Here is a 19,739-nt window from a genome sequence, read left to right on the forward strand (position 1 = left end):
CAAATAATACACAAATGTCGCTTCTCCCACAAATTCACGCAAATCACTATAAAATATCAAACAACACTCAAATAATACACAAATCAAATGATTCCTTTTATCCACAAATCCACACAAATGACTCTCAAATAATACACAAATGTCGCTTCTCCCACAGATTCACACAAATCACTATTAAATATCAAACAACACTCAAATAATACACAAATCAAATGATTCCTTTTATCCACAAATCCACACAAATGACTCTCAAATAATACACAAATGTCGCTTCTCCCACAGATTCACACAAATAAATTATTCATTTTAAAAGACACAAATACTCTCAAATGATTAGAGAATAACTCTTTTGTATTGTAGTCTTGTTGTTCCGAAATTAATCAGTAAACCAATTTTCTTACCTGTTGCTTTCAAATAATTTAAAACCTGAGCAATATGTTCCGAATGTATCGAATCAGTGGCCTTCAACTCTACAATTACTTCATCAAAACAAAGAAAATCTGCAACATACTTTTTATTTAGCACTTGCCCTCTAAATAACAGATCTAAAACCTTCTCTTTCTGAAAAGGAATCAGTTCTTCGTCTAGAACAATAGCAAGTGCCTCCTGATACACAGCCTCTAAGAAACCACAACCTAATTCGGAATGAACCTCCATTGCAGCACCAATAATTTGATAACATTCATCTTTATATGGAAATTCTGTTGCATTCATATCTTTTAATTTATCCACAAATGCACGCAAATCAAACTCAAACCTTCACAAATGACTTAACATCTATGTCTTTTTTATTTGTGAATCATTTGAAAATCCTTTTATTCGTAATTTCTCTTTTGTGCCCATTTGTGTAACATTTGAGAAATTTGTGGATCCTTTTAATTTTCTTTATTTGTGAATCATTTGAAAATCCTTTTATTCGTAATTTCTCTTTTGTGCCCATTTGTGCAACATTTAAGAAATTTGTGGATCCTTTTAATTTTCTTTATTTGTGAATCATTTGAAAATCCTTTTATCCGTAATTTCTCTTTTGTGCCCATTTGTGTAACATTTGAGAAATTTGTGGATCCTTTTAATTTTCTTTATTTGTGAATCATTTGAAAATCCTTTTATCCGTAATTTCTCTTTTGTGCCCATTTGTGCAACATTTGAGAAATTTGTGGATCCTTTTACTCAAAATAATTCATCACCTGATAGCCACCCTCTTTCAGGTAGGCATCCTTCTTGAACAGTTTGATATCTGATCGCATCATGTCTTCCACAAGACCCGCCAGATCGTATTCTGGTTTCCATCCCAATACGGTATTCGATTTTGTTGGATCACCAATTAGCAAATCCACCTCGGTAGGACGGAAATATTGAGGATCTACTCCTACAATGACTTTTTGATTTTTTGATTTTTCGACGATGTCGGTCAAATATTGCTCCCCAACTCGCTCTTTGAAGATTTTCTCATCAACAGCTACAAGATGTCCTTTCTCCTCGACTCCTTCCCCGCGGAATTCGATACTCAGACCAACTTCTTTTCCTGCCAGTAAAATAAAATCGCGTATGCTGGTAGTAATTCCCGTTGCAATTACATAATCCGATGGCTCATCCTGTTGCAGAATAGCATGCATGGCGCGGATGTAATCTTTGGCATGTCCCCAATCCCGTTTTGAGCTTAGGTTCCCCATATAGGTTTGCTCCTGCATGCCCAAAGCAATGCGACTCATGGCTCGGGTTACCTTACGGGTTACAAAAGTTTCCCCGCGAATGGGTGACTCGTGATTGAATAAAATACCGTTTGAAGCGTGCATTTTATAGGCCTCACGATAGTTCACGGTAATCCAGTAGGCATACATTTTAGCCACAGCATAGGGAGAACGTGGATAGAAAGGTGTAGTTTCCTTTTGTGGAACTTCCTGTACCAATCCGTATAACTCGGAGGTTGATGCCTGATAGATACGGGTTTTTTCCGTTAAGCCCAACAAACGAACTGCTTCTAAAATACGAAGGGTTCCCAATCCGTCGGCATTACCAACATACTCGGGTGTCTCGAAACTGACTGCCACATGAGACATAGCAGCTAAATTGTAAATTTCATCGGGTTGAACTTCCTGAATAATGCGGGTGATGTTCATTGAATCGGTCAAGTCCCCATAGTGCAAAATAAAATTACGATCTTCTACATGTGGATCCTGATAAATGTGATCGATACGATCGGTATTGAATAGTGAAGAACGACGCTTCATTCCATGTACGATGTATCCTTTTTTTAATAAATACTCCGCCAAATAGGCTCCATCCTGTCCGGTTACTCCGGTGATTAAGGCAACTTTTTGTGTCATTTTTTTCTTTTTCAATTCGTATAGTAGTGTTCTTTCATTGGCTATTTCTGCCTTTTTTTTCATTGGTCTGCCATTTTCGGGCATTCCTCAAAAAGAATTCCAAACTTAGGAACAAATTTAACAGTGTGCAAGTTTCAAAGCAATCAAAATCTTTTCAGGATGTCATCCTAAACTTATTTCAAGCTCTCTTGATTTTTATTCTCTTTCTGCCCCAGGAATTTTCTCCTTCCTCTTCCCTCTCGACCTTGCAGTTTGAAGCCTATCCTGAAAATTAATCAGCGAGTAAAAATACTCTGCCTAATTGGTAAAATGCACATTCCCTTTCAATTTCAGTTGAATGGATAAAAAAACCAAAAGAGCTTGAATTCTTTCGGTTTATATTGAAACGAGATAGCCAAAGCAGTCATGGGTTTGTTACAAACTGGTAAAACTCTTCCCAAAGTTTTTGGTAGAATAATTTCTTTCGTAATTTGAATTGCTATTTCTATTCACTCACAAAAGTGACATCGTCCTTATCAGTATTGATAAACTCGTAATGCAATGTATTATGAAGACCCTCGGCTAGAGTATAGGGAGCTTTAAAACCACAGTTTAGCTTTTTACTTGCGTCAAACTGAGTGGTTGCGCAAAATTTCTTCACACGCACCGAACTTACCGAGAACTTTTTACGAGTCACAAAAGATAATACATCAAAACAGTAACCGCCTAACATGCCCATCCAATAAGGGAAATGGGTAGATGGAATGTGCTTCGAAAGACTCTTTTCAACCTGCCCCACCAACTCGTTCATATTAAAATCTGGTTTGTCAATGTAATTAAATACCTGATAACCGGCTTTGGTATTCTCCAATTGATATTTGATAAAGGCCACCACATTTCCTACATAGGCCATGGATTTCTTGTTTTCTCCTTTACCAACCATCAAAAACTTGCCAGAGGCAATCTGTTTTAATAAATTGAAAACATTTCCTCTGTTTCTTTCCCCAAAAATAACAGTTGGACGAAGAATGGTTAAGGATCTGTTTTCCGGATCTTTCTGATGCCATTCTCTTAAAACTTCTTCTGCCTGCCACTTACTTTTACCATAATGATTAAACGGATCTGCAGGATGTTCCTCATTCGGATTTTTCTTGTTCAAACCATAAACAGCAACCGAAGAGGTGAAGATGATATTTTTCACACCATTTTTGTCCATGGCTTCCAAAACATTCCTGGCTCCCTGCACATTCACATCGTAATACAAAGAAGTGGGCGAAACATCATCCCGATGTTCTGCAGCAAGAAGAACAACGGTATCTTGCCCTTGTAATTCACTATCCAAATCTTCCTGATTCCGCACATCCCCGATCTTTACAAGCTCTGGATGAAATTTACTTTGCTGCTTGTCAAAAATCTTTAAATCAAATTCTTTTTTAATTAAACCTGTTAGGCGGGTTCCAACGAAGCCGGAAGCTCCTATTAATGTAATATTTTTCATCTTTTAATAAATTGTTTTATCTTAGGAAGCAAGCGGACAATTGGATAAAATGGTGATACAGAAATCCCATTTATTTTAAATGCTTTCATCACATTTCTATTCCCTTCAATTATTTTAGACAAAGATCCTGTGCTTTCCCCTCCATATCTCATTTTCACCAATGTTTCATCTAGATATTCAACGTGAATACGATGCTTTTCAATAAATCGTAACATTAGCTCAAAATCCGCCGATACATTTAAGGAGGTATTGAAAACTCCATACTTTTCATAAATCTCTTTTTTTACAAAAAAAGTTGGATGTGGAGGATGCCAGCCTTTTTGAAAACCTCCTGTTTTATAAGCTTTGCTATTCCAATGACGAATTACCTTATCTGTTTTTTCTGCATCCACAAAATCAAGATTGCCATATACTGCATCACAGCCAGTTTTCTCAAAAAGTGAAACCACTTTAGCAATTACATCTTGTGAAGCATAAAAATCATCTGAATTTAAAATACCAACAATCGATCCATTTGCATTATGAATACCTTTATTCATGGCATCGTAGATCCCTTTATCTTTTTCTGAAATAATACTTGTTATCCTGTTGGGAATATTCTTAGCTAACTCTAGGGTTTTATCTGTCGACACTCCATCAATAATAACCTGAGTAATATTTGGATATTCTTGATTATTGATAGACTCAACACAATCTACAATATAACGTTCGCTATTATATGTCGCAGTAATTATTGTAACCTCCATGATTATTAAAAATATAATTCTTTGTAAAACTTTAAAGTTTCCTCATAACATTTATCCCAAGAAAATCTAGCGGCATTAATCTGCCCCTTCTTAATAATTAACTCTCTCAAATCTGATCTGTTTTTTAATTCAAAGAGTCTCTCACAAATTACATTCAAATCAGGTTTATCAACTAACAAAGCACTTTCTGCCGCCACTTCAGGAATCGACGAAAGATTGGTTGCAATAACAGGACAATGTGACTTTTGTGCCTCTAAGATCGGAATTCCAAATCCCTCATAAGATGAAGGATACAGCAAACAAAAAGCATTATTGTATAGAATATTTAATTCTTGATTAGAAACACTACCTGTATGAATAAAATTATTTGCACCTAATGATTCATTTAACAACAACAACTCCTTTTTGGTAAAAGCACCTCCGCCTACAACAACCAAGGGTAGGTTCACTTTTATACAAGCAGAAACTGTAAGACCAAAATTCTTATACAAACTTTTCCTATCCCCTACATAAATAACATATGATCCAGTTTCGAATGGTACAAGCTCCTTAAGTAATTCACTCTTAGATTTAGCGATACTAAAGAATTCAGAACTTACGCCATTATAAATTACTTTAATTTTAGATTCATCTACTTTTGGATTAAAATGCAAAAGATCTTCTTTGGTATTTTCCGAAACACAAATAATACCTTCAGAATGTCTTATTGCACGATTTTTTTGAAAAGAGTGAATATTACTAGCTACTCCTGTTCGGAAATGTTCATAGGTAAAATCATGAACAGTTGTTACATTAATTAGATCTTTAGAATTCGAGAGTCGATAATATGAAGAATGGAAAATGCCTCTTCCTTTTAATCCTTTCACATCAAGATATCTATCGATAGCGAGAGGAACAACTTTCTCATTCTTAATTATACTACTAGAAGGAATATCTAAACCAGATCGAAATATGTTATCAATATTAGATTCCACAAAGGTTAAATTAATATTCTGTTCTTTAAGTAATCGTGCAACTATCTCACTCCAAAAAACAGATATACCTCCGGCTTTCTGCAAACTATATATTATATTATCGTATATTATATTCATAGATCATCAATTAAAAAATAAAACATCTAAAGATTTCACTTTATTATCAATAGAGAAATTATTTTTAATATTATTAATAGAATTTTTTGACAATTCCTCATAAGAGTTATTTGTCAAGGTTTTCAAACTTTCAACAAGGTTTAATAATTGAAACTTTTCATCATAAAGAAACCCATTAACACCATCAGTTATCATTTCGGGTACACCATCTATATTTTTAGCAATACACGGTGTTCCTACATTTTGACTTTCTAAAATAACTGTAGGAAGAGGATCTGCAATACTTGTTAATACAAGAAACGTAGCTTCTCTCATTTTATTAAATATCACCTTTCTGCTTGCATTATAAAAATATTCAACATTATATCCCTTAGCCTGTATCTTAAACTCATTAAACAAATCATTATCAGCATCATTATATACAATCGTTGCCTGATAATTAATATTATTTCTATCTATTTCTTTGATAAAAGATAAAAATTCCAATGGATTTTTTCTATCCTCAATACTGCCAACAAAAATTAATCTTAAATTTAAATATTTCTTCTTAGGCTCTATTTCTTGAATTTCCAACCCGTTATATATTAATTTAATTTTTTCTAAACTAGCACCGAGCTGTAACAACCTATTCTTAACTGCACCTGAAACAACAACATAAGAATCAGCACAAAAATTTAATAAATAAAAAAATAATTTATTCAACCTCCTAAGAGTAATCATATCATGAAACATAGCGATAAACTTTAATTTAGGATAAATTAATTTCAATACTAATCCATAAATAGAATCCATCGAAGTATTTGCAATAACAGTATTTATCTTTTCGGCTCTAATTATTCGAGTAATTTTAATAACAGCTAAAAACAATAAAATTGGTTTAAAAATTTTAAACAAACCAGTACACTTTAATTGATATCTATTTCTATATACATGTCTCACATTGGTTTGTTTTAGAAAATCATCCAACATTGGATTCCTATTCATGGATATGCAAATAAATTCTCTATTCTTAGTTTTATTCAGGTAATCTAACAATACCAATTCTGCTCCTCGAACAATTGGTGTATCAGATAATATCAATATTTTTTTCATAAGTATTGTTATTTAAAAGCAAAGTGAAAAGAAGTGCTACTAAAAAAAACTGCTTATACCCAACTCCTGGATAACTAAACAATATAAAAGCGAAACAAAATGGTACAGAAATAGTATAATATTTTCTAAAACATTTATAATTTTGGTACGATGTGCTCCTTATTGTGCTATTGAAGAATATTACTCCCCAATAAAACAATAAAAATGTTCCTAAAATTCCAGTATTTTTAAAACTTATTAAAAATGGATATTGAAAACCTAATTTATAGTTACCATTAACATTATCTTCACCTCGAATATAAGCTCCAGAATCATAATATTTAGGATTATCATAAAATTTATAACTTTTAGAAGAACCTATACCTGTCAAAAAGAAAACAGGGTTTTCCTTCCAATAGTATTTAATTAATTGTTCTGCTTGAAAAGTCCTCGTATAAATTGAAACATCACTCTCCCTAATTCCTATAAACAATGTAACCGATACCGTCACAGCAACAAACAAAACTGTTATATAATAGGATCTTTTTAAATTATAATTCACAACTAAACCAAAAAATAAAAAAAGGAATAAAATATTCGTTTTCAAACCACTTAGTATCGTACGTGCATAATTCAACCAACCAAATAACTTAAATTTAGAAAAGACAACGTATAACGGTAGAAAAAATAAAAATAAAGAAGTGTCAGTTTGATCCAATAACAGAAATTTCAAACCATATTTTACAAATGTCAAATTGGAGGGTACAACAATCATTAAAACTAATGTCCAAATAGTATAAATCGTAAACAAAACAAAAAAGAATCTAACCATTTTAACAAATCCAATTTTGAAGATTAACCTATTCATAAAAATAGTCAAGATCAAAACAGTCAAAATTGCTCTAACAGAGTTAAAACTCCTAAAGTATTTATCTAAGAGTGAAGGGTCGTAAGTTATTGACATAACGTTACTAAACACATCAAACAAAGAAATAATTATCAATGGAATTACTATTTTTTTCTTACATAACCGAACTAAGTCATTCGTATTAAGAAGAACCAAGAACAATAACATTAAATCAAATATCGACAATGATAGAAACTTCCAATAAAAGAACAACTTTATGGGAAACAAATTAAAGACCCCATTCTCTATATCTCTTAATGGAATAATAGAATGAGAAAATGGAGTAATGAATATTAGAATAAAAAATATTAATAAAAAATTATCTTTTGTTTTATTAAATCCAACATACTTTACTGAGCGCCACATAACGCTCAGTATCAATAATACATAGCTAACATTTAGCAGTAAATAAAACTCTACATTAGTTATCATCATCCAAATTAGATATAAAATCAGTACATCTACTTATCAATTTAGTTCGCAAATCTTGGTATGTTTTTTTATTTATCACGTTATTCCAATCAATATTACTGCGCTTATACTCTTTAATATCAACACAATTAAATAAATCGACAATACCTTTAAATCTTTCACCATTTAAATTATTATTAATAAAAACAACAGGTGTTCCAAAAGCTAAACAAGGCAATGCTACATGTATTCTAGATGTAATTACTAGATTTGAATTTGCAATCTTCTCCAACATTTCTTCTGCAATTTGAAACTTTTGCACATCAGACTGTTGGTACGATTTCAACTCATTTGTTGCATTCTCAGACCTTTTTCTTATATCTTTTGGTATAATTTTTAAAATAAGGTATTTTCTATATAAACTGCGCAACAAATAAAATGGTAAGAATAATAACTTTCTAAACCAACTAGCTTCAGATTTTAGTAAGAATGACACTTTCCAATTAAACAAAATATCATTTAATATCACATCATGCTTTTTACCTGAATGAAAATCTTCTTTATTTAATGTTAATGTTAAACATCCCGAAAAAAAAGCTTCTACTCCTTTATTTTTCAATAGATTCAACGTAACCAAATCTCGACAACCGATTGGCTCAAACTTTTTCATGTAAGCAATCGAGGATTCACTTAAAAAACTATTATAAGCAGGAGGCGTAATATGAAGAGAGGTAAAAAAAGGTGTTATTTTTTCTGAAGGAGGCCACTGTTTTGGATCATGCAAAAACCAACCATTTAATATTACAGCTATATTTTCATCGTTATATAATTTTAACCCTTCACGACTAATATACTTATCAACAGTAGGTAGGTACCTTTTAGCCGCAATACTTTGAATATAGTCACCAATATTTTTCTCTTCTTTTCTATATGTTAAAAGTCCAAATTTCATAAAAATATTTTTTTTAAATAATAAGCTAATTGTATCTTAGCTTTTTCGAAATTATACCTTTTATAGGTAATAAAATTAAATTTATATTTCACATAGTTTTTTTCTAATGCACCCTTAAGCATCCATTTATCACTTGCCCCCCCAAATCTAAAATTTGTAATTATTTTATCTATAGATTTAAATTGAACCCCTAAAATTTTTAATCTATTTAAAAATTCATAATCAGCTACTATCTTTAATTTTTCATCATAAACTCCATACTTATCATATATATATTTAGGAACAAAACATGTGGGATGTTGAATAACATTCTCCTCTAGATAATTATGATGATGTTGACGTGTCATATATTCTTTACCTTTTTTCCAAATTCTTATGGATCCATAATAAATTTGTAATTTATTATTTTCATAATTATCATTAATAATTTTTAAGGCATTAAAATCATACCAATCATCAGAATTCAAAATCCCTACTACATCTCCAGAAGCTAGCCTCACTCCTTTGTTCATAGCATCATAAATACCATTGTCGGATTCCGAAACTATTTTAAACTTTATTCCTTTTGCTTCAAATTGAATTATATACTCCTCCAATATACTTAATGTCCGATCTGTTGACTTACCATCTACAATAATATATTCGCAAGGCAAATAAGATTGTTTTAATACACTCTCTAGGGTGTCCTTTATTGTATCTTCACTATTGTAACAAACAGTTACTATTGTAATATTAATTCTATCCATTTTCAAGATTTAATTTTCTATAATAAAAATATCTATGTGCCGCCTCAAATGCAATTGTTAATGGCAAAAAACAGGATATGACCAAGATATCAACGTTAAGAAATATCAACGCTACAATAACTAACAAAAAATAAAAAGATGTAGTATAAATTGAATTTCTTAAATAAGTCTTTATTTGGTTTTTAATAAGAAGAGGTATCCCTAATAGGGAACTAAATGTAGAAAATATAATCATGACTGATAATATTCTTAATACAACTACAGCCTCCACCATTTCTATTCCTCCCAATAACTTTACTGCTAATGGCGAAAATATAAATAGCAACAACATGATAATAAAACTAATAAAACAAGTATACATTATAATCTTCCTATATTTAGTGAAATCTTTATTAGCAGAAATATTAGGGAAAAGCACATTTGAAAAATTATAAAATATATTTAAGACTAAGTTTACTATTTTAAATGCCAAATCATAAATCGCTGCATCAGAAGGTTTTAAAAATACACCTATGAGTAAAATATTTGATCTATCTTTAAATACTGCAATTAATCTTGTGTAAAATATTGGTGTTCCCTTTTTCAAACAATAGCCAATCTTTTTTGCATATTTGTACGAAAAACGTATTCCTTCCAGCCGAATCATAACATACATGACCGCCAGAACTGTAATTATACTACCAATCCCATTTATCAATGGAACTAAGTAATATTTTTCAGACGATTTCACAAAAAGAAAAAATAGGGGAATAATAGAAACCTTACTAAGCATATTAATAATTGTTACATATTTCATCTTCTCTATGCCTTGAAAGTACCATAGAGGAAAAATGAATTCAAACAAACATAAATGTGCTGTTAATATAATTAATATTTTATGTGGTATTATAAATTCAAATCGAATCAAAGTTATAATTGTAATTATAGCAAATGAAAACAAAAATAGTCCTAATTTTATAGCATAAACAGAATTCACTATTTCATTTTTCAACTTCCAATTCCCTCTATATTCACTTATAGACTTAGTTGCTGAGACATTGAAACCATAATTAATAATAATGGTAAAGTAGAACATTATAGATTGTGCAATAACAATTTCTCCGTATAATCCTTTTCCAACAACCCTTATTAGATATGGATAAATTATTAATGGAATAATAATGTTAAGCATCTGAAAAATAGAAATATAAGAGAAATTACTCAATAACATCCGATTCCTCAACACTCTATTTTTTAAAGATGTAATTATTGACATACTATTGATGAATTAACAACACACTATTTGTGAAAGTATAAACTAAATCACTTACAATACGACCTATGTTTTAGTATAAATTCCTATAGAAACAAAATTTATTTTACACTTCCAATAATTAAATTGTACTACTATCCTTTCTGACATTTTCATTTCCCTTTCCCAACATTATACACCTCAAAGCCAATCCCTTCTAATTGTGCTTTGTCCACAATATTACGACCATCGAAAACAAAAGCAGGCTTCAACATGTCGGTATAAATTCTCTTCCAATCGTAGCTTTTGAATTCGTCCCATTCCGTTAGGATAGCTGTAGCGTGAGCCGCTTGCATGGCGCTGTAAGGATTAGAATGTACGGTCACTAAGGAACGAATCTCCTCCATGGACATACTTTCCCCCTGCTCCACATAGTTTCCCACACGGTGGGTTTGCAAGTATTCCAGGTCGGCAAAGATTTGCTCCTCTGTCACCTTAGGGTCGTAAACATGAATTTCAGCTCTATCCTGTAGCAGCTCATCTGCCACGTATAAGGCAGCCGTTTCGCGGGTATCGTTGGTGTCCTTTTTAAAGGCCCAGCCTAAGAAAGCAATTTTCTTGCCCGAAACCGTGTTGAACAGGCTCTCGATGATGTTCTTGGCAAAACGGTGCTTCTGATAATCGTTCATGTCGACCACCTGCTGCCAGTAGGCTGCTACTTCGGGTAGGTTAAAGTGATAACAAAGGTAAACCAGGTTGAGAATGTCTTTTTGAAAGCAGGAACCTCCAAAACCTACCGATGATTTTAGAAATTTAGAACCGATACGAGAATCGGCACCAATGGCTTTGGAAATCTCATCCACATCAGCACCCGTTTTTTCACACAAGGCAGAAATTGCATTGATGGAAGAAACCCGCTGTGCCAAAAATGCATTGGCGGTCAATTTGGACAATTCGGAAGACCAAACGCGAGTACACAGAATATTTTCACGAGGCACCCAATTGGCATACACATCGACCAGGGCTTGCATGGCTGCATGTCCTCGCTCTGTATCTTTTCCACCAATTAACACTCGGTCTGGCACCTGCAAATCGCTAACAGCTGTTCCTTCTGCTAAAAATTCAGGACTCGAAAGAATATCGAATTTCACTCCATTTCCAGTAGCGTTTAAAATGGTACTCAATGCCTCGGCAGTACGAACTGGCAAAGTAGACTTCTCTACAATGATCTTATCATCCTTGGCTACCTGAGCAATTTGTCGGGCACACAATTCTATGTATTTCAAGTCGGCAGCCTTTCCCTTTCCTACTCCGTAGGTTTTGGTTGGTGTGTTCACCGATATGAAAATCATTTGTGCCTCAGCGATGGCTTTGTCTACCTCTGTAGAAAAAAAGAGATTTCGATTTCTTGCTTCGGCCACCACTTCGGCCAAACCTGGTTCGTAAATTGGCAATTTATCTAAATCGGCATCGTTCCAATCGGCAATGCGTTGCGCATTCAAATCCACTACTGTCACCTTTATGTGTGGGCATTTTTGAGCTATCATGGCCATGGTTGGGCCACCTACGTAACCTGCACCTATGCAGCAAATGTTTGTTATCTTTTTAGTATTCATTTCTTATTGATATAATATATTTCCGTATTTCAACTTTAGTTCTTTAAATAAGAGATTACGCGAATTATTACGAATTACACGGATTAAGAGCTGTCATCCTGAACGGAGGAACGTAGTGAAGGATCTGTTCAAACAAAGAAATCAGCCTCTAAAAACTTCCATTCTGGATTTAATTCTGTGATTAAATCATTTTTCCTCTCTCGCCTCCATCCTTTTATCCTCTTCTCTCTTTCAATTGCCAGGTTCACATCATCATGTTCCTCAAAATAAACTAAATGATTACAATTATAACGTTTTGTGAAAGCATTGATATGGTCAATATGATTTACATGCTCACTTATTCTTCTTTTTAAATTATTTGTAACACCTACATACAAAACCGTTTTATTTTTATTTGTTAATATGTAAACGTAATATGTTTTCATTTTCTCTTTAAACTATGCTCTTTTACTTGAGATCCTTCGTTCCTCAGGATGACGTGCAAACTAATTTAAGGCTGTCATCCTGAACGGAGGAACGCAGTGAAGAATCTGTCACTTTACAGCTCTGCCCTCCTATCCTTGAGATCCTTCGACAAGCTCAGGATGACTGCGTCAATTTTACGTCATGCTGAACTCGTTTCAGCATCTCTTCCTTTATATAGCAAATCTCCCATTCGCGTAATTAGCTTTCATTCGCGTAATTTAATTCATTTATATATCTTCCTTTTCACTCTTAGTATTCCACTGCTCTTTTATGGAAGCCAGGAACTCCTTCCCGAAGACCATTCCCACGCCTACGATTCCCCCTAAAAAGGTCCAGATAATTAAAATCATGGGTCGTTTGGGTTTTGATTTTTCGATGGGTACCGAAACAGGTTCGATGATGGTAAACACCGGAGTATCTTCTTTTACCTGTATTTTTTGGGTCTCCAGTTGCTTGGCCAATTCGGTGTAAACGGAAGAAGCCATACTAAAATCCGATTGCAAGCGCTCCAATTGTGTTTGTGCCACCGCCGAGCTCATGTTCTTATTCTGATCGCGAAAGCGTGCTAGTTTGTCCTGAGCCGCATTATAAATGATCTCATTCTCGGCATAACGCCCCTCGACAAAGGCCAATTGTTCCTGAGCTTTTTTAATTTTAAAATTGGTTATGGCCTCCTGCAAGAGCTCCTGCGCTTTTTTAGCCAGCTGAGCTGCCGCACGCGCCTCGGGCATACGTGCCGATAGGGAAACATAGCCGTCTTTGTCGTTTACCTCTATGGAGAGCTGAGCATTCAAAATCTCGATGAGTTGCTTTTCATCTTCGCTGATGGAGAGAAGGCCTCCATCCTCCAATTCCTGACTGTCAGTCTTGTCAGGCTCGCCTTTGATGGCCTTGATGAGAAGCCCCGGGAGACCGATGCTGTATTTTTTGATGTACCCCAACAAACCTGGTTTTTTCACTTCCAAATAGTAATCAGCAAATGTGATTTGTTTCTCTTGTCCTTCAATGGTAAGAGAAGTTTGCATTAACTCCTTTTGGAAAGGAATACTGCTCAAAACTTTTGGGTAAAGGGTAGGAGGAATATCCGAACCTGTAGAACCACCCAAATTGATTCCTGCCATAGCTGCCAGTCCACTCAAACTGCCTCCCATGCTGGATGAACCATCTGAGGATTGTGGCACCATAGTAGTAGTGGCTGTGTACTCCTTAGCAGAAAACAGGGCAATAAACAAACCCAAAGCCATAAAAATCAAAGTAGTCTTGATCACTGTGCGGCGGCCATTCCATAAGGTTTTGGCGAGTTGAATTAGATCGATCTCGTCGTCGGTTTGAGGAGATATGTTTTTATTGTTTTCTTGCATACTATCTATTAATAATTACGGTAGACGTTTATTACGCGAATTAAGGCGAATTTTGCGAATGCAAGTTCTTTTATCTTAATTGGCCTAAGAAATTACTTATTCTTTTCTATCGGTATCGACAAATCTTTTATATCTCAACGACTTCTCTCCAAAATTGATTAACAATCCTAGTTGATAGTTCGTTGCTTTTAAATAATTCATTGATACGTCATGCTGAACTTGTTTCAGCATCTGTATTTATCCTGAGATCCTGAAACAAGTTCAGAATGACTCTCTTTATTATTGAAATCCCTCGACAAGCTCGGAATGACAATATCAACTATTGCGGTCATCCTGAACGGAAGAACGCAGTGAAGGATCTGTTCACTTTCGTCTCTTCTCTTTTGAAGGGGATCCTTCGTCAAGCTCATCTAAAATCTAATTTTAAATCTTGAAGCTCTGGATTTAGCATCTTTATCAAATTCATTTTCCATTCTCTCTTCCAGTTCTTTAGTTGCTTTTCTCTTAATATTGCATCATTTACATTATCAAACTCTTCAAAATAAACCAAATCGATCAAATTATATTTACTTGTAAACTTTGCACCTACTCCTTCTGAATGTTCAGCCATTCTTTTATTTAAATCAGAGGTTACACCAATATATCATGTCGTTCGATTCTTATTCGACATGATATATAGATCCACCTTTCATTGTTTTACTCTTTGTCTTTTCGTCATGCTGAACTTGTTTCAGCATGACAACATCAACATTTACGATCATTCTGGATGACATCCGCGTAATCTTTCACTTTTAATTCACAGCAACTGCAATGGCTGTAATAAGCGCCGCAAAGGTAGACGCGATGGCCAACCATTTACTAGCATTGGCTGCCTTGTCGACCTCTGGTTTTTTCGGAACAATAATTTCACAACCTGGCTCTACTTTAGGGTAGTGACGAGCGAATAAACCTGACTTGGTAGCCTCTGTGGTTCCATTGGCATACAAAACGTATACTTTTCCTTTTTTTGCCGATTGTGCAAAGCCTCCACTATTGAAGATGTATTCTTTCAATTTTTTCTTTGTGGTGTATGTATGGGCAACAGGACTCAAAACAGCTCCCGACACCATTACCGTTTCCATTTTGGAAGGAACAAAAATCTGATCGCCGGCATGCACTTCCAAATCTCCTCCTTGTCCGGGATGAGCTAAGATATCTGCCAAGTCGATACCAACAATCTGATACTCTTCCCTATCTACATCCTCCTTCTTCATGGTTGAATCCTGAGCTACCAAAGCAAGCTTAGCCTGATATTCCACTTCACTCAAAACAATTTTTCGTCGTAAAGAAGCACCTCTCACATAAGCTTCCGGACTCACACCCCCAGCTCGATTGATGATATCCGAAATTTTCTCATCTTTACGAGAGATTCCAAAATCTCCTGCAAACAAAACCTCTCCCTGCAAGCTAACCACTCCCTGAGGACGGTAACCAGGTGCTCGGCGAACATAAACTTTATCGAAAGGTTTCAGTTCAAAGCTCTCCGTTTCCGCATCGAATTTCAAATCTCTATCCAATGAAAATTGGTAGGTATGAAGCAATGAATTTGTCAGCTTACTAATTTCATTTTCATCTAAAACACGGCTCACCTCAATTCCTGAAACTTCAGCATTTTCCTTGAAACCGCCCGCCTGAAAAACTAGATCCCCAATTTTTAGCTTGTCGGCCCATGCGTAAGTACCCGGAAATTGAACTTCTCCCACAATTTCCACCGTACGTGCTTCGCGCATATCAAATTTCGAAGAAATCTGAATGCGATCCTCCTTTTGCAAGGCAATATCATAAGAACCATTTAGCATATCAACAAGAGAAAAAGAAATTGCTTTCAAGCTCATGTCTTTCATTTTACGGGTAATCACCCCACGCTCCATAAAGGCTTCCTCTTTCAATCCATCAGCCTCTTTTATCAAATCGGAAAGCATTAGATTTTCAGTCAACTCGTAGTTGCCAGGGCGATAAACAGCACCTCCAATACTGACCCTGTTCTCGAAACGCTCACTTAGTGCACCAGCAACAAGGGAATCTCCATTCATAAATTGCACCTGAGAGAATTGATCTGCGGGAACATCCTTAAAACTTAGAGTTCTCGTATTGTTGCGATACAGCTCCAAACGATGAGTATATGCTCTATCGGTAAAACCTCCTGCATAACGCAAAAGATCAGCAACCGTTTCGTCTTTTTTCGCTTCGAATAAACCCGTGCGTTTGAATTCACCAGCTATTTTTACCCTATTTAAATAGGGACGAACCAATATTACATCCTGGTCGCGCAATTGTATGTTATTTTGTGTATTGCCATCAATCAAATAGACATACACATCTATACTTGTGAGCAATTTGCCATCACGCAATACATCTATGGCTCTAAAAGATCCATTCTCATTGGGTCCACCAGCCAAATACAAAGCATTAAAAGCTGATGCTGTGGCCGGAAGGGAATAGGTTCCAGGCAAATTCACCTCTCCAATTACATTCACCTTCACTCCTTTTAAACTTCCCATGCTGATATCAACGAAGGTATTGGGGCGATCTCCACTCATTCCATTGTAAATAGAGATCAATCGGTTTTTTATTTTTTCTTTAGCCTCGCCAAATGCGATACCATATACGTAAACAGGCCCCAAATCGGGAATGGAAATGGAACCACTTTTCTGAACGCTTAGCTGATATGTTTGTTGGGAAGCTCCGTAAACTGCAATATTTACCTCATCACCTATTCCTAAGGAGTAGGACTCAGAAACCGGCACGCTTGTACTGGGCTCAAAACTAAGATTTTCAGAATTAAAAAAATGATAGCCAAATGTGTTTCGGTTTTTTGCACTGGCATCCACAACTTCTTTCGTAGAAACCTGAACCTCATCACTCAAGCTTTCTTCATTCGCTCCCGAATCGGAATTTGTAGCAGCGGTAGTCCTCGCACCACTTTTATAAGCATTAATCTTCGCTACCATCTGATCGATCTGGGTCTGTGAAGCACCTCGGGCGCGTGCTAAACTTATGGCCTCTTCCAAACTCATACCGTTGGCATCCATTTTGGCAATAATTTTCTCAATTTGAGCATCGCTCATTGCCTCTACATTTACACTGGAAGCACTGACATTTGAACTTTGAGAGCTTGCCGTTCCCAAAAACAAAAACGAAAACAAAACAAGCAGTAACATTTTTTTCATCGACCCAATCATAATTTCAATAACATTTCACGTGTGTGTGTTTCTCCTGTCTTTTAACCTATATTCACTTAAAGAGTGATAAAACACCTTTTTGACAAGACAAAAGAAAAATTTTTGCTGTGCAAAAATAAGGAACCATTCCTCAATTCCCTAATTTTTTCCTCAATTACTTCTCTACTGTAACAAAATCAACAAGCTACATCAAAGCGGCCACAATATTAGTCTTTTTTAGTCATTCCACCTCCTGCCAAATGTGTCAAGTTAATCTGACTATTCCTCTTCTTCCCCAAGCCACCTGGCAAAGAGGAAAAAACAATCTAAAAATTCAGAAAGAAGAAAAACCATAGGTAAATATCATTTTATTGATGATTAAAACCCATTTTCACTCAACAAAAGAAGAAAAAAAACAAAAACACGTCTAAAATTTCATCCCTGTAAAAATAATTCCGTACTTTCGTAAGGAGAAAATTCTTTTTGCATCGAAAAAAACCACTAATTTATGACCTCTTCTATTAACTTGGCATATTTGACAGGCCAAAAGTAAAATGATTAATTGTATCTTTGCCACGCCAATTTAGCCAAAAACCTATTTAAACACACTATGTACCCATTTACACACTACTTTTACATTACGATGAGTTTTATTTTTTCCCTGCTCGTTTGCTACCGGATAATTCCAACAATCATCCATTTGGCTCGGGAAAAAAAACTTTACGACGAACCCAACTTCAGATCCTCACATAGCACAGTAGTTCCCTCTCTTGGTGGTGTTGCCATCTTTTTGGGATTTACTTTATCCATTCTGATTTTTAGCAATGGATACATGATTCATGAATTAAAATATATCGTTGCAGCAACCATCATCATGTTCAGCTTGGGCATTAAAGATGATATTTTGATTATCTCACCTCGAAAAAAACTGGTTGGTCAAATTTTTGCAGCTCTGATTGTTATTGTCATGGGAGATATTCGTTTCACCAATTTCCATGGAATTCTTGGTATTCACGAATTGAACTATTTTGTAAGCGTTATTTTCTCTATTTTCGTAATTATTGTGGTAACGAATGGTTTCAATTTAATTGATGGAATTGATGGCTTAGCTTCTGGGATTAGTGCGTTGGTCACTACCTCTATGGGCGTATGGTTCTTCATTACTGGAAACTACGAATATGTGGTCTTATCAGCAAGCTTACTAGGTGCTTTACTTGCCTTTTTCAGATTCAATGTCTTCGGCAAAAGCAATAAAATATTTATGGGAGATACAGGATCTATGATTCTCGGCTTACTTATCTCTATTCTGGTGATTCGATTCAACGAATTAAACATCTATCCAGATTTTAAATATGCCATAAAAGCTGCTCCAGCGGTATCCATAGGAATACTTGCCATTCCCCTTTTCGACACCATCCGTGTGATGTTAATTCGTATCATTCACAAGAAATCACCTTTTCAGCCAGACAAAAATCACGTGCATCACCGTATGCTAAGTCTAGGCTATAAACATGTTGCCGCTACAGCAAGAATTATGGCTGTGAATGTACTTTTTATAGCCACCGCTTTTCTTTTGAATGGACTAGGAAATGAAATCCTTTTAGCCATCATAATTAGCATGGGCATCTTCTTTTCGTGGTTACCAACCCACCTTCTGAAAAGAAAAAATCATACTAAAACTGTTTTTCAAGAAGCATAAAGCTTCCTCAAAATACAAAAACGCTTTCGTACATTCGGAAGCGTTTTTTTGTACCCTCTTCAATAATATCTCAAACTACATTTTCCCTTCCTGGAGAAAAGTGTGCACTCTAATACCAAACTAAAAATCCGCGAAAATCATTTCTTTCCGCGTGATCATCAGCCTCTATAACTTTCTTCCTTCTCCTTAGCTTTTTTCCTTCTCCTCAAGCCGGAGAGGCTTTTCATTTTCTCCTTAATGAGAAAAGAAACAAAAGAATCAAGACGTTGACAATCGGTGACCCATCACGCATCAAAGACTACAAAAAATAATGTTTGAAAAATGATTTGACTTTAGCTCCTTTATAATTCTTTTAGAAAATTTCAATATATTTCCCAATGAGACAAGGAATCATTCATTTTTAAAACGGATTTTTTCCTTCACGCCTTTTTCAGCTATG

17 protein-coding genes are annotated in these 19,739 nt (G+C 34.9%); 1 reads left to right on the top strand and 16 read right to left on the bottom strand.

Annotated elements, in window-relative coordinates:
• Positions 1-333 precede the first annotated feature (333 nt).
• The 16 genes from ABYT26_RS15240 to ABYT26_RS15315 all read right to left on the bottom strand — a co-directional run bounded on the left by ABYT26_RS15240 (position 334) and on the right by ABYT26_RS15315 (position 17,610).
• The gene (locus tag ABYT26_RS15240; RefSeq protein WP_372755432.1) at positions 334-714 is read right to left on the bottom strand and encodes a GxxExxY protein; all 381 of its coding nucleotides are present in this window, start codon (positions 712-714) and stop codon (positions 334-336) included.
• A 452-nt stretch (positions 715-1,166) separates the two neighbouring features.
• Complete coding sequence (gmd, locus tag ABYT26_RS15245; RefSeq protein WP_372755461.1) at positions 1,167-2,327, bottom strand: GDP-mannose 4,6-dehydratase; 1,161 nt, start codon at positions 2,325-2,327, stop codon at positions 1,167-1,169.
• Between the two features lie 484 nt (positions 2,328-2,811).
• Positions 2,812-3,804: an NAD-dependent epimerase/dehydratase family protein gene (locus tag ABYT26_RS15250; protein ID WP_372755434.1), complete on the bottom strand. Its 993-nt coding sequence runs from the start codon at positions 3,802-3,804 to the stop codon at positions 2,812-2,814.
• Positions 3,801-4,550 (bottom strand): glycosyltransferase family 2 protein, encoded by a 750-nt coding sequence (locus ABYT26_RS15255; RefSeq protein WP_372755436.1) that lies wholly within the window; start codon positions 4,548-4,550, stop codon positions 3,801-3,803. The genes ABYT26_RS15250 and ABYT26_RS15255 overlap by 4 nt, the downstream gene beginning before the upstream one ends.
• 5 nt (positions 4,551-4,555) lie before the next feature.
• Entirely contained in the window at positions 4,556-5,641 is a 1,086-nt protein-coding gene (locus ABYT26_RS15260) for a glycosyltransferase family 4 protein (RefSeq protein ID WP_372755438.1), read from the bottom strand.
• A 6-nt stretch (positions 5,642-5,647) separates the two neighbouring features.
• Entirely contained in the window at positions 5,648-6,733 is a 1,086-nt protein-coding gene (locus ABYT26_RS15265; protein WP_372755440.1) for a glycosyltransferase, read from the bottom strand.
• Complete coding sequence (locus ABYT26_RS15270) at positions 6,708-7,430, bottom strand: hypothetical protein (protein ID WP_372755441.1); 723 nt, start codon at positions 7,428-7,430, stop codon at positions 6,708-6,710. Before ABYT26_RS15270 ends, ABYT26_RS15265 begins: the two co-directional genes overlap by 26 nt.
• A gap of 610 nt (positions 7,431-8,040) precedes the next feature.
• Positions 8,041-8,982, bottom strand: a complete 942-nt coding sequence (locus ABYT26_RS15275; RefSeq protein WP_372755443.1) for a polysaccharide pyruvyl transferase family protein — start codon at positions 8,980-8,982, stop codon at positions 8,041-8,043.
• Complete coding sequence (locus tag ABYT26_RS15280) at positions 8,979-9,728, bottom strand: glycosyltransferase family 2 protein (protein ID WP_372755445.1); 750 nt, start codon at positions 9,726-9,728, stop codon at positions 8,979-8,981. Before ABYT26_RS15280 ends, ABYT26_RS15275 begins: the two co-directional genes overlap by 4 nt.
• Positions 9,721-10,983, bottom strand: a complete 1,263-nt coding sequence (locus ABYT26_RS15285) for an oligosaccharide flippase family protein (protein ID WP_372755447.1) — start codon at positions 10,981-10,983, stop codon at positions 9,721-9,723. Before ABYT26_RS15285 ends, ABYT26_RS15280 begins: the two co-directional genes overlap by 8 nt.
• Positions 10,984-11,132: 149 nt before the next feature.
• Positions 11,133-12,575, bottom strand: coding sequence for a UDP-glucose 6-dehydrogenase (locus tag ABYT26_RS15290; RefSeq protein WP_372755449.1), 1,443 nt, complete (start codon positions 12,573-12,575; stop codon positions 11,133-11,135).
• 128 nt (positions 12,576-12,703) lie between these two features.
• Positions 12,704-13,000: a GIY-YIG nuclease family protein gene (locus tag ABYT26_RS15295; RefSeq protein ID WP_372755451.1), complete on the bottom strand. Its 297-nt coding sequence runs from the start codon at positions 12,998-13,000 to the stop codon at positions 12,704-12,706.
• Between the two features lie 267 nt (positions 13,001-13,267).
• Entirely contained in the window at positions 13,268-14,401 is a 1,134-nt protein-coding gene (locus ABYT26_RS15300; protein ID WP_372755453.1) for a Wzz/FepE/Etk N-terminal domain-containing protein, read from the bottom strand.
• A 96-nt stretch (positions 14,402-14,497) separates the two neighbouring features.
• Entirely contained in the window at positions 14,498-14,632 is a 135-nt protein-coding gene (locus tag ABYT26_RS15305; protein ID WP_372755455.1) for a GxxExxY protein, read from the bottom strand.
• A gap of 175 nt (positions 14,633-14,807) precedes the next feature.
• Complete coding sequence (locus ABYT26_RS15310; RefSeq protein ID WP_372755463.1) at positions 14,808-15,041, bottom strand: GIY-YIG nuclease family protein; 234 nt, start codon at positions 15,039-15,041, stop codon at positions 14,808-14,810.
• A gap of 151 nt (positions 15,042-15,192) precedes the next feature.
• Positions 15,193-17,610 carry an SLBB domain-containing protein gene (locus tag ABYT26_RS15315; RefSeq protein ID WP_372755457.1) on the bottom strand — a complete coding sequence of 806 codons (2,418 nt, stop codon included), beginning with the start codon at positions 17,608-17,610 and terminating at the stop codon, positions 15,193-15,195.
• Positions 17,611-18,244: 634 nt separating this feature from the next.
• Here ABYT26_RS15315 and ABYT26_RS15320 point away from each other — a divergent pair.
• Positions 18,245-19,300 (top strand): MraY family glycosyltransferase, encoded by a 1,056-nt coding sequence (locus ABYT26_RS15320; RefSeq protein ID WP_372755459.1) that lies wholly within the window; start codon positions 18,245-18,247, stop codon positions 19,298-19,300.
• The last annotated feature ends 439 nt before the right edge of the window (positions 19,301-19,739 follow it).

The organism is Labilibaculum sp. (assembly GCF_041595635.1).
Lineage (GTDB): Bacteria > Bacteroidota > Bacteroidia > Bacteroidales > Marinifilaceae > Labilibaculum.

Bases quoted from the DNA above. Each gene is read 5' to 3' on its own strand.
- ABYT26_RS15240 (WP_372755432.1), bottom strand. From the start codon at position 714: ATGAATGCAACAGAATTTCCATATAAAGATGAATGTTATCAAATTATT.
- gmd (WP_372755461.1), bottom strand. From the start codon at position 2,327: ATGACACAAAAAGTTGCCTTAATCACCGGAGTAACCGGACAGGATGGA.
- ABYT26_RS15250 (WP_372755434.1), bottom strand. From the start codon at position 3,804: ATGAAAAATATTACATTAATAGGAGCTTCCGGCTTCGTTGGAACCCGC.
- ABYT26_RS15255 (WP_372755436.1), bottom strand. From the start codon at position 4,550: ATGGAGGTTACAATAATTACTGCGACATATAATAGCGAACGTTATATT.
- ABYT26_RS15260 (WP_372755438.1), bottom strand. From the start codon at position 5,641: ATGAATATAATATACGATAATATAATATATAGTTTGCAGAAAGCCGGA.
- ABYT26_RS15265 (WP_372755440.1), bottom strand. From the start codon at position 6,733: ATGAAAAAAATATTGATATTATCTGATACACCAATTGTTCGAGGAGCA.
- ABYT26_RS15275 (WP_372755443.1), bottom strand. From the start codon at position 8,982: ATGAAATTTGGACTTTTAACATATAGAAAAGAAGAGAAAAATATTGGT.
- ABYT26_RS15280 (WP_372755445.1), bottom strand. From the start codon at position 9,728: ATGGATAGAATTAATATTACAATAGTAACTGTTTGTTACAATAGTGAA.
- ABYT26_RS15285 (WP_372755447.1), bottom strand. From the start codon at position 10,983: ATGTCAATAATTACATCTTTAAAAAATAGAGTGTTGAGGAATCGGATG.
- ABYT26_RS15290 (WP_372755449.1), bottom strand. From the start codon at position 12,575: ATGAATACTAAAAAGATAACAAACATTTGCTGCATAGGTGCAGGTTAC.
- ABYT26_RS15295 (WP_372755451.1), bottom strand. From the start codon at position 13,000: ATGAAAACATATTACGTTTACATATTAACAAATAAAAATAAAACGGTT.
- ABYT26_RS15300 (WP_372755453.1), bottom strand. From the start codon at position 14,401: ATGCAAGAAAACAATAAAAACATATCTCCTCAAACCGACGACGAGATC.
- ABYT26_RS15305 (WP_372755455.1), bottom strand. From the start codon at position 14,632: ATGCTGAAACAAGTTCAGCATGACGTATCAATGAATTATTTAAAAGCA.
- ABYT26_RS15315 (WP_372755457.1), bottom strand. From the start codon at position 17,610: ATGAAAAAAATGTTACTGCTTGTTTTGTTTTCGTTTTTGTTTTTGGGA.
- ABYT26_RS15320 (WP_372755459.1), top strand. From the start codon at position 18,245: ATGAGTTTTATTTTTTCCCTGCTCGTTTGCTACCGGATAATTCCAACA.